This is a genomic window from Thomasclavelia saccharogumia DSM 17460 (assembly GCF_000686665.1).
Taxonomy (GTDB): Bacteria; Bacillota_I; Bacilli_A; order Erysipelotrichales; family Coprobacillaceae; genus Thomasclavelia; species Thomasclavelia saccharogumia.
The window spans coordinates 15,449-28,302 of the sequence record NZ_JMLH01000019.1; the positions used below are offsets into that span (position 1 = coordinate 15,449).

General features: G+C 30.9%; 15 protein-coding genes, 6 tRNA genes and 1 pseudogene. 21 read left to right on the plus strand and 1 reads right to left on the minus strand.

The genetic code is table 11. The features are described from left to right. Nucleotides 1-41: 41 nt before the first annotated feature. Nucleotides 42-117 (minus strand) — tRNA-Lys (locus BR82_RS0105915). 118 nt (nucleotides 118-235) lie between these two features. Between BR82_RS0105915 and BR82_RS0105920 the strand changes: the two genes are divergently transcribed. From BR82_RS0105920 to BR82_RS15255, 21 genes and pseudogenes are all read left to right on the plus strand, one after another. Then, complete coding sequence (locus BR82_RS0105920; protein ID WP_027089443.1) at nucleotides 236-922, plus strand: hypothetical protein; 687 nt, start codon at nucleotides 236-238, stop codon at nucleotides 920-922. Between the two features lie 137 nt (nucleotides 923-1,059). After that, a complete protein-coding gene (locus BR82_RS0105925) occupies nucleotides 1,060-1,929 on the plus strand; it encodes a hypothetical protein (protein ID WP_027089444.1) in 870 nt (289 codons plus the stop codon). Nucleotides 1,930-2,075: 146 nt separating this feature from the next. Beyond that, a tRNA-Asn gene (locus tag BR82_RS0105930) sits at nucleotides 2,076-2,151 on the plus strand. Between the two features lies 1 nt (nucleotide 2,152). Continuing rightward, nucleotides 2,153-2,228, plus strand: a tRNA-Glu gene (locus BR82_RS0105935). 4 nt (nucleotides 2,229-2,232) lie between these two features. Continuing rightward, nucleotides 2,233-2,308 (plus strand) — tRNA-Val (locus tag BR82_RS0105940). 12 nt (nucleotides 2,309-2,320) lie between these two features. Beyond that, nucleotides 2,321-2,396: transfer RNA gene (locus tag BR82_RS0105945), tRNA-Thr, on the plus strand. Nucleotides 2,397-2,404: 8 nt separating this feature from the next. Continuing rightward, nucleotides 2,405-2,488: transfer RNA gene (locus BR82_RS0105950), tRNA-Leu, on the plus strand. Between the two features lie 95 nt (nucleotides 2,489-2,583). Continuing rightward, entirely contained in the window at nucleotides 2,584-2,901 is a 318-nt protein-coding gene (locus tag BR82_RS0105955) for an XRE family transcriptional regulator (protein WP_027089445.1), read from the plus strand. A gap of 339 nt (nucleotides 2,902-3,240) precedes the next feature. Then, nucleotides 3,241-4,644: a hypothetical protein gene (locus tag BR82_RS0105960; RefSeq protein ID WP_027089446.1), complete on the plus strand. Its 1,404-nt coding sequence runs from the start codon at nucleotides 3,241-3,243 to the stop codon at nucleotides 4,642-4,644. Next, entirely contained in the window at nucleotides 4,645-5,118 is a 474-nt protein-coding gene (locus BR82_RS0105965) for a ribonuclease H family protein (protein WP_027089447.1), read from the plus strand. A gap of 185 nt (nucleotides 5,119-5,303) precedes the next feature. Next, on the plus strand, nucleotides 5,304-5,996 hold the full coding sequence (locus BR82_RS0105975) for a hypothetical protein (RefSeq protein ID WP_027089448.1): 693 nt from the start codon (nucleotides 5,304-5,306) through the stop codon (nucleotides 5,994-5,996). 133 nt (nucleotides 5,997-6,129) lie between these two features. Continuing rightward, nucleotides 6,130-7,017, plus strand: coding sequence for a ParA family protein (locus BR82_RS0105980; protein ID WP_027089449.1), 888 nt, complete (start codon nucleotides 6,130-6,132; stop codon nucleotides 7,015-7,017). Between the two features lie 41 nt (nucleotides 7,018-7,058). Continuing rightward, entirely contained in the window at nucleotides 7,059-7,904 is an 846-nt protein-coding gene (locus BR82_RS0105985) for a ParB/RepB/Spo0J family partition protein (RefSeq protein WP_027089450.1), read from the plus strand. A gap of 56 nt (nucleotides 7,905-7,960) precedes the next feature. Further along, nucleotides 7,961-8,452, plus strand: a complete 492-nt coding sequence (locus tag BR82_RS0105990) for a hypothetical protein (RefSeq protein ID WP_027089451.1) — start codon at nucleotides 7,961-7,963, stop codon at nucleotides 8,450-8,452. Nucleotides 8,453-8,562: 110 nt separating this feature from the next. Beyond that, the gene (locus BR82_RS0105995; protein WP_027089452.1) at nucleotides 8,563-8,853 is read left to right on the plus strand and encodes a DUF6618 family protein; all 291 of its coding nucleotides are present in this window, start codon (nucleotides 8,563-8,565) and stop codon (nucleotides 8,851-8,853) included. A gap of 1 nt (nucleotide 8,854) precedes the next feature. Beyond that, entirely contained in the window at nucleotides 8,855-9,235 is a 381-nt protein-coding gene (locus BR82_RS0106000; RefSeq protein ID WP_027089453.1) for a hypothetical protein, read from the plus strand. Between the two features lie 68 nt (nucleotides 9,236-9,303). Next, entirely contained in the window at nucleotides 9,304-9,531 is a 228-nt protein-coding gene (locus tag BR82_RS0106005) for a hypothetical protein (protein WP_027089454.1), read from the plus strand. 14 nt (nucleotides 9,532-9,545) lie between these two features. Then, a complete protein-coding gene (locus tag BR82_RS15250) occupies nucleotides 9,546-9,929 on the plus strand; it encodes a hypothetical protein (RefSeq protein ID WP_051592756.1) in 384 nt (127 codons plus the stop codon). Next, nucleotides 9,916-10,494: a hypothetical protein gene (locus tag BR82_RS0106015; RefSeq protein WP_027089455.1), complete on the plus strand. Its 579-nt coding sequence runs from the start codon at nucleotides 9,916-9,918 to the stop codon at nucleotides 10,492-10,494. Before BR82_RS15250 ends, BR82_RS0106015 begins: the two co-directional genes overlap by 14 nt. Before the next feature lie 444 nt (nucleotides 10,495-10,938). Further along, a complete protein-coding gene (locus BR82_RS16305; protein ID WP_051592757.1) occupies nucleotides 10,939-11,331 on the plus strand; it encodes a helix-turn-helix domain-containing protein in 393 nt (130 codons plus the stop codon). Between the two features lie 226 nt (nucleotides 11,332-11,557). Continuing rightward, nucleotides 11,558-12,794, plus strand: a pseudogene (locus BR82_RS15255) (IS256 family transposase). Nucleotides 12,795-12,854: the final 60 nt, after the last annotated feature.

The following is a 12,854-nucleotide window of genomic DNA, read 5'->3' on the forward strand; positions in this document are numbered from 1 at the left end:
TATATAAAAAGATGAATTATAATTCATCTCAATTTGTTGAATGGTGACCCGCAGGCGATTCGAACGCCTGACCCTCTGATTAAAAGTCAGATGCTCTACCGGCTGAGCTAGCGGGTCGTATTTAGCAGTGCCATATAAAAATAGCATATTTTTAGAATGTTGTAAAGCGATTTTTTAAATAATTTGCTATAAATATAGAATACTGTTATAATTTAGTTATGAATGGAGGGAAAAAATGAAAAAATCACTCAAATTATTGATGATATTTGTCATTGCTTTAGCGTTAACGGGATGTGTTAAAGTTCGTTGTCAAATCAATATTACTGATAGGGATGATGCTGATATTATTATGGCTGTTCTTTTTGATAAAGAAATACTAGATACATATCAGATGAGTCAGGATAATATTAAAAGTCAATTACAAGAAGAAGGAAATTTTAAAAATTGGGAAATTAAAGATGCTAGTGAGACGATTGATGGAAAAAAGTATTTAGGATTTAATGCAACAGCACCAAAAGAAGTTTCTGAAAAAATATTGGAAGATTTAACAGTTGAAGAAAATCAATATACTTTAAAATTAAAAGGTTCAGATTTAGATAAAACTATAAATACTAACGAATTTGAGCAGTTAGGATATTCTACTGATAAATTAGAAGAAATGGGAGTGGAATTTAGCATTAAAATTTCTATGCCTGGAAAAATTAAAAGTTCTACATTTGGAGAAGTTAAAGATGGTGTAGTGACGATTGGTTTAAAAGATTATGAAAAGTTATCAGATGGTGTTGAAATTGTTTCAGAAACATCAGAACCTTCTAGTAATACGGGATTAATTGTTGGTGTTATAGCAATAGTGATCGTTGGAGCAGGTGCTTTCTATTTTTATAAGAGAAAAAGTAAATCTAATAAAGATAATTTGGAATAAATTTTAAGATAAAAGGTTCGAAGGTATAAATTTTCGAGCCTTTTAAAATAGGATTTTTTTATATTATGAGTATATACTTTTCTACATAATTTTAATTTGAATAATGCTTTAATAAAATAAAAAAGGATATTTAAATTATGAAAAACAAATGGTTAAGTATAATGATTGGGATGATAATGCTTGTAGGGTGTGTTAAACAAGATACTGAAAATATGGTTTCGATATCTAAGATTGATATAACTGAGCTTAATGCACAAAGAAAAGTTAGTAAAAATGTAATTGATTTTGAAGATGATCAACAAGGTAAATATGATTTGTTGAAGCTGATGATTAATAGTGTTGATTATTATAATTTGGTAAGTGGAAAAATGTGTGTTACTTCATCATATTTAGATAATCAAACACAAATAAAATATGAGTTTCAAATTAATATACCAGAATATCGATCTTTTGTTTATCAAATATCTTCAAGTGGATATAGTGAACAGGTAATGTTTAGAGATAGTAAGAATATGTATTTTTTTACTGGTAACAGAGAGGACCTGGATAATTTTAGTTTTGAAGAATTAATTAATAAAAAAGAAATCAGTATTGAAGAAATAGATAAAGATGATAATTTATTCAAGTTTGCAAAATGGTCTTTAGAAGAGCGATTTAATGATATCAATATATCACGAGTTGCTAATGATTTATATGGTGATGTAGCACCGTATTTGTTGCCTGAGGATATAGCGTTGAGACAATTAGGGGTTAGTTTAGAAAATTTTAATATTAAAGAAAAAAATAATTTTTTGAAAAGAGAGGTGTTTTTTGTAGAAGGTAAAATAAAAAATGATTTGTATGTTGAAGGAGGAACCGTATCTTTATTGGTGGACAAAGAAACAGGAATAGTTTTAAAGTATGTTCGTAGTAGTAATAATAGTCGAGTAGAAATGAAAATGGAAAGTATTTCAATAGATGGTGATCATGAAGAAGACTTATATGAAAAATATATTAAAAGTAGTTAAGAAAATTGTATAGATTGACTTGTCAATCTGTACAATTCTTTAAAGCAGTTTCATTTTATAATACCTAGCACAGAAAAAAATAAAAAAATGTAAAAAAAGTATTGCATATAATTTACATAAATGATATTATATTAGGGCACCAAGTTGCTTGAATAGCTCAGTTGGTAGAGCAATCGGCTGTTAACCGATCGGTCGTAGGTTCGAGTCCTACTTCAAGCGCCATGGCCTGTTGGAGAAACGGTTAACTCACATGCCTTTCACGCATGCATTCACGGGTTCGAATCCCGTACAGGTCACCATTTTGGAGGTTTAGCTCAGTTGGGAGAGCATCTGCCTTACAAGCAGAGGGTCAGCGGTTCGAGCCCGTTAACCTCCACCATTAATATTATAAGCCGGCTTAGCTCAATTGGTAGAGCAACTGACTTGTAATCAGTAGGTTGAGGGTTCAAGTCCTTTAGCCGGCACCATTTTATATGCGGGTGTGGCGGAACTGGCAGACGCACTAGACTTAGGATCTAGCGCCTTCGGCGTGCAGGTTCGATTCCTGTCACCCGCACCATTATTTATAAAATTTACTCAAGTGGGTAAGTTATCGTTCGATAGCTTACCCACTTTTTTTCGTTTTTAAACGATATTTCAAGGAGGTGAGATAAAATGATTGTCGATACTAAAAAAAGCGATACAGTGGAAGAAAATAACCTTAGAGCAGAGCGTTTGTTTGAATTGATGAAAGTCAATCTTATTCCGTGGATACGGGATCTGTTAAAAGAAAATGAAATGCAGCCCAGCGACATTGAAAAGATGTTTGATAAAAAGAAAAGGATGATTTCTAATGCTATGAGAGGTGATTATCAGCCGTCAATTCAGTTTTATATAAAAATGGGAATTGTCTTAGATAAATCTCCAGGAGAGGTTCTTGACAGTGTTATCCTTTACGAACAAAAAAATAATATGAAAAAGAAAAAAACTTAAATTAATAATAACTCTGTTTGGCGACAAGGGCTATTAATTTAAGTTTAAGCAAAAACACGAATACCCGGATTGTATCGAAATTCAAAACCGCTCAATCACCGCTCAATCACCGCTCGATCCTCGATCCATGCTCCACACTGCACACTGCACTGTCTACTGCACCATGTACTACACCGTGTACTACAACCGTGTTTTGTAAAAAAATGTATTTAATTAATACAAAATGATTATAGCAAGATTAATAGACTATTTCAATGATTTCAGTACTGAAAATACGGTCTGAAATAAAAAAAACATTAAAGCAGAGCTTTAATGTCTATTTAGGAGGACGAAGAATAGATGATTACCAATAACACTTATGTATCTTACGCTACATGCGGTTCCAGAGATGATATCAATATCTGGCTTAATACCGGTCATGACATCTTCAGCAACCGTTCGGACTATAAGACAGTGATAGCGCATCAATGTGATTATAAGGACAGGCATTCTTATACTTATGGCAGAAAGAAGAACAAAAAGGTTTACTCTAATATTTATGCCCATCTGATGGAGGTTATGATTCCAGTTACTATGACTGATGCACTTAAGCATGATTTTATCAAAAAATTCATGTGTGCAGTAAATCCGCTTTACAAGCTTAACAGTTTCCTGTACTGCTACAAATTTATTTCAAAAGGTAAAGGTAGCTATATTAGTGTACTGTGTTTTACCAGAAAGTATTTCAAAAGACAACGGTTAATGACTGTTACCTATGAAAAGGATTATATTTACAGCAGTAAGACAAAAAGGCTGTGTAAGAAAGATGATCCGGATGCAGTACTTGTTCATAAGAAAGGTGATATGAAAAAAGATGCCAACGGCTCTCCTGTAAAAGAAACTTTCTTTGTTTCCCAAACAGAGCAAGAAATATTTAAATATACTTCTTTTACCCGATTTCATAAACGTCTTTTAAAAAATGCCGAGTATGCAGCTATGCTGTTAGACCGGGATTTCTGGAATAAAAAAATAAAGTATTTTTCACGGATAACAATAAAAAAATCAGGTTTTAAAAATAAAGAAAAGATTCATATAAAAAATCAGCTGATAATCAGGCTAAATTCCCGTATTAATTCTATGCAGACTGCATTACAGGAAGGCAGGTACTGGAACACCTCGGATATTGATAAAGCCTTTCATAAGATGATTCATCGTATTAACAGTCTGTTATATCTAACCAGATGGACCGACCCGGTGAGTGGCAGTTCGATCTATCTCGGAACAAAACAGTCTGTTACATGTTTAAAAGACAATATTTCTTTAATAGAGGAGTATATAGAGTCACTCCTAACGCAGTGGTGGGCTGATGAAGTATATAGTGATGATGATTTTACAGCTGATCAATATACGGAGCATGAAGCTGATTCGGTTAAATCTTTAGTTGAAACTGATAAATACTGGAAAGATTTCAACAACAATAAGTGGAGTAAGAACCGCTATAGTTATGAGGAGGCTCTTGAGTATTCAAGAACTCTTATAAACTGCAGGAACTGCATCAATTGCCTTGACTGCCGAAACTGTAAAAACTGCACTGACTGCATAGACTGCAGCTGCTGCACTGGATGCTGTAACTGTTTTGAATGTGTTTTCTGTATCAGGGCAACTGATCAGCATCATTATATGGAGAAACCTTCAAATACTGGATACTGGGACAACAACTTAATAAATACATATCTAAATCTGAAAGAAAAAGGGGTGGCTTAAATGAAAAAACTGCAATGCTATGTTGCATCAAGTTTTGATGAACTGAACAAAAAATGCGGATATGGAGTAATTATGGTAGAAGAATACAAACCAATTGATATTATAAGCGGTTTTACAGAAGAATCATGGCAAATAAAGAGCTATCAGGTTGGAGGATATCTGATAGGGGTTTTGAAAGGGATTAAATATGCAATAGCTAATAATTATGATGATGTTACGATTTTTTACAATTTTGAGGGAGCAGACAAGTATACAAAAATAAGAAACAGTGAAGGATTATCAGATGTAGTAAAAACATATCTCTCAGGTTTCAAGGATTTAGAACAGAAAATTGATATAAAATTTGAAAAGGTTAATATGAACCTGTTTCTTCCAAGAACAAATTTACAGCGTGCATATAAAGTATCCAGAAAAGCAACGCGCGAAGAATATGATGAATTTCATATTCTAAACAAGAAGAATTTCAAGGCTTAAAATCGGATGTTTGCTGGAGCAGAATGGGATAAATATACTGTACAGGACGCTTTAAAAAACGGAAAAGATGAAATGTCTCAATTGGTAAAAATGAGATTATAAGGGCATTAACATATAAAAATCATATTATATCGGTAGAATAGCCGACATAATGATTAGAGTTTACTGGAGAGGAGTAATGGTCGATGCTGAATAATGACAAATCTGATAACTGCAGAAGAAAAGTAAATATAAAATTATCTATTGAAAATGTTAAAGCTGTTTTGAACAGAGTAAGTGAGTTGATGCTCGATCATGCCTATTCAGTCGAAGCAAATATTTCATCATTTTCTGCCTCTGTAATAAGAATGTCCAATGGCAGTTTAGAAAGCGGTGACTATAAGTTTATTAAAAGTGTATGCAAGTCAAATAGTAACGAAAATTATATATGCAGAACGCTTGAAGCTGTAAATATGCTGAAAAATGAAAAACAAAAAAATGTAATTATTCTTCACTATTTCTATAACGCTACATTTAATGAAATACGTTATGGTTATTATGATTCAGTACACGATGTTGAGTTTGAACCTATCTGGCAGGTATATAAACTTCGTGATAATGCGCTGGCAGAGCTTATTTATCTGTTTGATGATGTACTGGTCTATGAAGATGAAAATATAAGGAACAAGAACACAAAAACTGTAAAAGAAAGTAAAAGTAAAGAGCGAATCCCAGTTAACTATATAGCTAAGAATGGAATGCACGGGACTATACATTTAAAAGATTACGAAGATTTTTTAAACTGGTCAAAGCGTATGAAGATATTCAAAGATGTTGAATTAACTGAAGAAACTATTAAGAATGTCAAAGCGGTGTTTGGGGTGAAAGGGGTAGCGTAGATGTTTGATGTCAAATACTTGAATTTTATTTTGTAAAATGAGTTGATTCTTATTAGTTTATGAATGTTTTTGCTGTTGAGATTAATACGAAAAAGTGAAATTTAATAAAAGAAAAAACAAGGAGAATAGAGAGATGAAAGTTATAAGTATTATCAATGAAAAGGGCGGAGTTGGAAAAACCACCGCATCAGTAAATATCAGTTACGGGTTAGTAGAAAGATTAATGAATGACGGAAAAAGAATTTTGTTAATCGATGCAGATGCACAGGGCAATGCAACTAAATTTTTTCTGCCGGAGTTTAAATCAATTACATTAGAAGAATTTAATATGCTGGAGGTACCGGAAAACTGTGACATTAGAAGTTCAACTAAGTTTATAAAAAATTCACTAATCAGTATGCTTGGCGAAAGAAATGATTTAAATAAACTTCTGCTTGAGGGGAAAGATGTTATTAGAGAGTGTATTCATCAAACACAGTATCAGCAGTTAGATATTATTCCATCAATCGGTACTGAACTTATTGCTACAGATAAGCTGCTTGGTGCATCAACAGGTCAACGACATGTGATTTTAAAAAGGGCTTTGAGAGAAATTAGAAATGATTATGATATCGTGATCATTGATCATGCACCAACATTTAATAATATTACTGTAAATGGTCTATTTTGTTCGAATGAAATTATAATCCCACTTAAACCAGGTGGATTTGAATTAAAGGGGCTGATTGATACACTTGAGGAATTGTTTGATATTGAAGATGATTATGAATGTGAATATAAAATAAGAATATTGATGAATATGATTCCTCGTGGTATAAGACCGGCTTACATCAATTTTATTAATAAGATTAGAGAATTCTATGGCGATACTATTTTAAAGACAACAGTAGGCTATCAGGATGCAGTTGCATCAAGATCAACTATGAGCGGTAAATTACTGTATAACAGTAAAACTGGTGTTGGTGAGGATTATCGTAATCTTGTAGATGAATTAATTAAAGAGTTTGATAATGAAATTTAAATCCTGGTAAATTTACCAGGATTATGAGGAGGAGTAAAGGTATGGCACTTACAAATTTAATCAATGCAGATAAAGTTAACAAGATGAATAAGAAACCCGTTGGACTAAAAACTATTGATATTGATGATATAGAAGTGAATCAACATAATCAGTTTGATATTAATGGAATTGACGAGCTTAAATCGTCAATTCTGGAATATGGATTAAGGAAACCACTGGATGTTTATAAAATAGGTGACAGATACAGGATAAGTGATGGTGAACGTAGGTATACAGCACTTAAGGGATTAGCTGACGAGGGAAAGATAGAACCGGAAGTATACTGTATCGTTTATGAAGCACCGGAAAGTGAATTAAATGACCGTTTGCGTTTGATATTAGGAAATGGGACAAGAATAATGTCGGAACTAGATAAAATAAAAATTGTTGCTGAGCTGTTAGATATATATCAGCAATTGGATCCTAAACCTAAAGGTAATAAAAGAGACTGGATTGCACCTTTTATTGGTGCAAAGTCAGGTAAAACGGTACAAAAATATATAAATGCAATTGAAAAGAAAGAAGAATCTGTTGATATAGGAACGCATGATGAAGCCAAAAAAGATAGCTGTAAAAATAAAGAGTATGGATTAAGTGAACTCTTTTCAGATTACAAAAAGCTGTTAAAGCAGATTGATAAGATTAATAAAAAAGTTGAGAATACATCTATATCTCATAAAAAGATTGCAGAGTCTGATGATAGGGATATTACTGTCGAAGATTCTCTAATAAATATTCATAATGTGATTAGTAAATTTAGCAGATGTATTCAAATATCAATTGAGATAGATGAACAAAATAAAGATGAAAATGTTTTAGATGGGCAGATGAGTATGGATGAAATATAAGTACAAGGAAATTACAACGCTGGTAAATTTACCAGCGTTGGCAAAGGAGGAATATGATGATTAAACGTTTATTTTATACTGTTTTTAATAACATTGATGTATTTAGGTTATTTAAATGGATAGTTATATTTATTATTGAGTGTGTAGCAATGTATTTAGGATTTTTAGGTTTTGCCTGTTTAGTAAATCCGGATATGGTAGATAAAAGTTTTGTGGCCAGTGCTTCCTTTCGAAATAACTATTATGTATATTTAACTATAATTTTTTTGACTGAGGGAATTAGAAATATAACCAGTTCTATTTTCTTTGATAGAAAAATTACTTATATCAGTGGTTCAACAATAGAACGGATAAAAAAAATAAAAGTTTTATGTATGGAATTTTATTCTTTTATAAATGAAATAATGCATGATTCAGATAAAATACTTAGATTTTGTGGAGTAGTTTTAATATTTGTTTTCTGCATTTTGATTTTGTTGCTTTTACCTATATTGGTTTATTTTATGTATGGATTTATATTGCTTTTTATAGAAATTTTAATGTATTAAAGCAGAACAGTGAGAGTATTCTTTGATAATATGGAATGTCATGTTAGAGAATTCGAAGAAAATCGTTTCTTTCCAGTGCAAATGGCTAATATTTTAGGAGTGAAATAAAAATGGAAATAAAAAATAAACAGAATTTTACGAAAAATACTAAGATTTATTTTGAACATTGTGTAGAGATAAAAGATAACAGTTATTTAATAATTTTTGGTCATCACATAAACGGTGGATTTATAGCAATACCAAATTGGAATATTTGCTGTGAAGCATCTGATCATAGTGATAGCTGTTATTATAATCGAATTAAATTAATGGATGCAGGAATGGATGAAATTACTGCAAGAGGGATTTCTGAATATATTAATTCATGGATTGAAGTCAATTACAATATACCAGGTGATTAGAATGGCGCATGATTTTACTATAAGAGTACCAAATGGAATATGGTCGAAAAGATATGATGTAATAACTGTTGGAAATGAACATACATACATTGAAAAAAAGGAATATAAAGGAGTACCTAATGATGAAGTGTATTTCTTTGGATATGCAGATGGAATTTTTTATAAAGCTTTTAGATGTGAGGAATGTAATGCATTATCTGGTAATGGGTCAATATATTTGATTTCGTATGATACAGCAGTAAAAAATTTAAAAAAGGCAAAAAATGAATTTTATAAATTAAACTATCCAGATCCAACAAGAATTAACGATATTAAAGAATTTTATGAACGTATGAAACACGATTATAAAAATGTTGAATATTTTGAAATTATTTTTGATTAATTTAATTGAGGTTGAAATGGTTAATTGGAAATATGAAAAGAGTTTTAAAATTCAGGAGGTTATAGAGGATGCCAAAAATTATAGTATATGCTAATTACGAATTCACAAATGATAGTAATCATTGTGCGGATAATGGAGAGCTTTCAATGTTGTATGATGTACCAAAATCGTGGTTGAAATGGAATGAAGAAAAACGACAAGCCTGGCTGGAAAAAAATAGTGAAAAAATTGAAAAGGAGTTCATTTATTCTATGTGTGTTAATGACATTTATGATCATTATGAAGATGTTGAATAAAAAGAGGGATTAAAATGAATAGAATCGAGAAATTTAGAGCTGAACTGGAAAAATATGAAGAAAAATATGCATTATTAATAAAAGAGCATATTCAAGAGGAAATTAATAAAATTGATTCAGACATTGAAATAAGCATATACAGCAATGATATAGATCGTATTTATGTCACATATAAACAGTTTAAATTTGAATTTACGTATAATTATTCAATAATAAGCAGGGAATTGTATCTTCGTGGTTATGGAAAAACTAATACTCATGGTTATTCTTATGACAGGTATACAAGAGAAGAACAGAAGGAACGTGAGAGAGCATATGATTATGTGCGTTCAATATTAAAAAGTGTTTTAGAATGTGATCAAGGCCAAAAGGAGATGATAAAAAATGTATGTAATTAAATATAATAGTGAAATTTATGCAGGAACATACAGTGATATGGATGGGCTGTATCTTTATCCAAGCAGTTGGTTTAATATGCAAAAACCAAAAGTTTTTAAAACACTAAAAGGCGCAGAAAAGCATCTTAGTAATCTAAAAAATAAAATCGTTTGGGGAAATGATGAAAATGCATATAATTTTAAAATTATTGAATGGTCTGAAAATGATTTAGAATCACATTTAATGTTTATTGGACTTAAAACACCTGAAAAAAATACAAATGATGATCTACAAAACAGTAATACTCTTTCATCAGATAAAAAGTTAGAGAAGTATTGGAAAAAAGTATTCAAACCATTGAAAATGAAAAATCAAGAAATAGAAATTACAAGTATCACAGTATCTAATAATGTATGTATCATAAGTTATTTAATGCCTTACTGCACATCTGCTGACAAATATAGCTTTCAAGCTGATATAGATAAAGAAAAAGTAATCGATGGATTTTGTAACGCAGTAGAAGAAAGAGCAAATGAAATGATTACTATGATTAGAGAATGCAGTTATATAAGAAATCTATTTTAAATATAAAGCGTGCAGGTTAAATATGAAAAAGAAGTGTAACATTTGCGGACAATATTAAACGGGGATTAAAAATGTGTGTATTTTTAATCCTGAGTCTATTAAGTTGTAGTGCAACTACATATATTTAAAAAATAATTATAAAAAATTTATAAATAGTATGATGATTAAAATTTAAACTTGCAAAGGGGACAGTAAAAATGAGCAATACAATAAAGGCAATAAACTATGAAGAATATGTAAATACTCCCTCGTTGAGAAACGGCTATAATGATACACTCGCAAAGTGTCATTTATACAATTACGGCTGTATCTTTGTTGAGACAATACTGGGAGTAATGTAATCAGATGTGAAATAATAAATAATCAGGGCACATACAAAAATGTTAAACGTAATATTTAATAACATTTGTGTCAGTGAGTGGTACAAAAGAGGAGTTGAAAATTATGAACGAAAACAAAGATAAGATCTGTGATGATGCAGACAGTAGAAAAAATCCATATACATACAGAAATATAGTGCTTTCATCTGAAGGACATGGTGAAAAGATGATGATTGACAGAGCTGAGTTTGAAAAGTGGGCTAAAGAAAATGGTAAAATTATTATTGACCCCCTGGAATATCAGACGGAAAAATATATGAATACAAATAAAGTAATTGAACTTATGAAAGTAAAAAATATAACAGTATATAAATTATCAAAAATGACAAATTATGACCGTACGAATTTAAAGAAACTACTAAATGGTGAAATAAAAGATCCGACTATATCTACAGTAATAGCTATTGCAGATGCATTAGAAATAAGCATAGACGAGATAGTAATCAGAAATAAATAAAAATACATTTATATAAGGAGAAGTAACGCTATGAAAGAAATATTAAAAATTATTTATATAGCAATCTGTTTAGCAGTTTGTTTGGATTGTCAACAATTTTTTGGACAATTTTTAAGAGAGAACAGGAGAGTGTAAAATAAACTGTGTAAGTAAAGAGCGTACGGCTTTGCTTAGACAGTTTATTTTTTATTTAAATAGTATATAGTAATTATGATTGGAGATTTATATGACAAAAATTAAAAGAGACCCACAAACTGTAGCTTTAGCTGAAGCTATTTTAAAACAATATAAACCAGAGTAGAAGACATGTCTAATGCTTTGAAGGATCTTTTTGGACCAATGTTAGAGAGTATGCTTAAAGGTGAAATTAATCATCATCTTGGTTATGATTCTAATGATAAAAATTTTAAAGAAACTGATAATCGACGTAACGGTTATGGTAAAAAGAAAGTAAAATCTTCACAAGGTGAACTGGAAATTCAGGTTCCCAGAGATAGAAACGGTTCATTTGATCCAGTGATCGTCCCTAAACGACAAAGAGATATATCTTCTATCGAAGATAAAGTTATTGCGATGTATGCGGGGGAATGTCACAAAGAGATATTTCAGCTACTATTGAAGATATTTATGGATTTAGTGTATCACATGAAATGATTTCTGATATTACTGATGCAGTTTTAGATGATCTAAATGAGTGGCGAAATAGACCGCTTAAAAAGTGTTATGCGTTTACTTTTGTTGATTGTATGTATGTAACACTTAGAAATGATTATGAGGTAAAGGATTGTGCTGTATATGTTATCTTAGGCTATGATTTAAACGGTAATAAAGAAATACTCGGTATTTGGTTAAATGAGACAGAATCTAAGAATTATTGGATGCAAATTTTTGATGAAATTAAAGCACGTGGTGTAGAAGATATATTCTTCATATCTATGGATGGTGTATCGGGATTAGAATCAGGTGCGAAAGCAATATTTGCCAATGTAGTAGTCCAAAGGTGTATTGTTCATTTGATTCGCAATTCACTAAAATATGTACCATCAAAGGATTATAAGCGATTTACGCAAAGTATAAAAAAAGTATACGGGGCTGCTAGTTTAAAAGCTGCAAATACAGCTTTTGAAGCTTTTAAAAAAGAATGGAGCCATTATCCAGGTGCAGTAGATGTCTGGGCAAGAAACAAGGAGCATATCGATCAATTATTTGATATCGGAAGTGATGTAAGAAAGATCATGTATACGACTAATGCAGTTGAATCGATAAATGCAACATTTAGAAAAGTCACAAAAAAAGGAGCATTTCCTAATGAAAATGCATTATTTAAATTAATATATTTAAGAGTGAGGGAATTAGAGAAAAAATGGGAAGGAGGAAGAGTTAGAAACTGGTCAATGGTATTAAACCAATTAATGACAGATGATAGATTTAGAGACAGGATAAATAAATATATAAAATTATAGATCATAAATATGTGAAGATATTTACAGGTAAGCGTTTACAAAGGAACACTTACCTTTTTG

Excerpts from the sequence above, each read along its gene's own strand:
- BR82_RS0106000 (WP_027089453.1), top strand. The coding sequence starts at position 8,855 with ATGGCGCATGATTTTACTATAAGAGTACCAAATGGAATATGGTCGAAA.
- BR82_RS0105975 (WP_027089448.1), top strand. The coding sequence starts at position 5,304 with ATGCTGAATAATGACAAATCTGATAACTGCAGAAGAAAAGTAAATATA.
- BR82_RS0105955 (WP_027089445.1), top strand. The coding sequence starts at position 2,584 with ATGATTGTCGATACTAAAAAAAGCGATACAGTGGAAGAAAATAACCTT.
- BR82_RS0106005 (WP_027089454.1), top strand. The coding sequence starts at position 9,304 with ATGCCAAAAATTATAGTATATGCTAATTACGAATTCACAAATGATAGT.
- BR82_RS0105920 (WP_027089443.1), top strand. The coding sequence starts at position 236 with ATGAAAAAATCACTCAAATTATTGATGATATTTGTCATTGCTTTAGCG.
- BR82_RS0105995 (WP_027089452.1), top strand. The coding sequence starts at position 8,563 with ATGGAAATAAAAAATAAACAGAATTTTACGAAAAATACTAAGATTTAT.
- BR82_RS0106015 (WP_027089455.1), top strand. The coding sequence starts at position 9,916 with ATGTATGTAATTAAATATAATAGTGAAATTTATGCAGGAACATACAGT.
- BR82_RS15250 (WP_051592756.1), top strand. The coding sequence starts at position 9,546 with ATGAATAGAATCGAGAAATTTAGAGCTGAACTGGAAAAATATGAAGAA.
- BR82_RS0105980 (WP_027089449.1), top strand. The coding sequence starts at position 6,130 with ATGAAAGTTATAAGTATTATCAATGAAAAGGGCGGAGTTGGAAAAACC.
- BR82_RS0105965 (WP_027089447.1), top strand. The coding sequence starts at position 4,645 with ATGAAAAAACTGCAATGCTATGTTGCATCAAGTTTTGATGAACTGAAC.
- BR82_RS0105985 (WP_027089450.1), top strand. The coding sequence starts at position 7,059 with ATGGCACTTACAAATTTAATCAATGCAGATAAAGTTAACAAGATGAAT.
- BR82_RS0105990 (WP_027089451.1), top strand. The coding sequence starts at position 7,961 with ATGATTAAACGTTTATTTTATACTGTTTTTAATAACATTGATGTATTT.
- BR82_RS0105960 (WP_027089446.1), top strand. The coding sequence starts at position 3,241 with ATGATTACCAATAACACTTATGTATCTTACGCTACATGCGGTTCCAGA.
- BR82_RS0105925 (WP_027089444.1), top strand. The coding sequence starts at position 1,060 with ATGAAAAACAAATGGTTAAGTATAATGATTGGGATGATAATGCTTGTA.
- BR82_RS16305 (WP_051592757.1), top strand. The coding sequence starts at position 10,939 with ATGAACGAAAACAAAGATAAGATCTGTGATGATGCAGACAGTAGAAAA.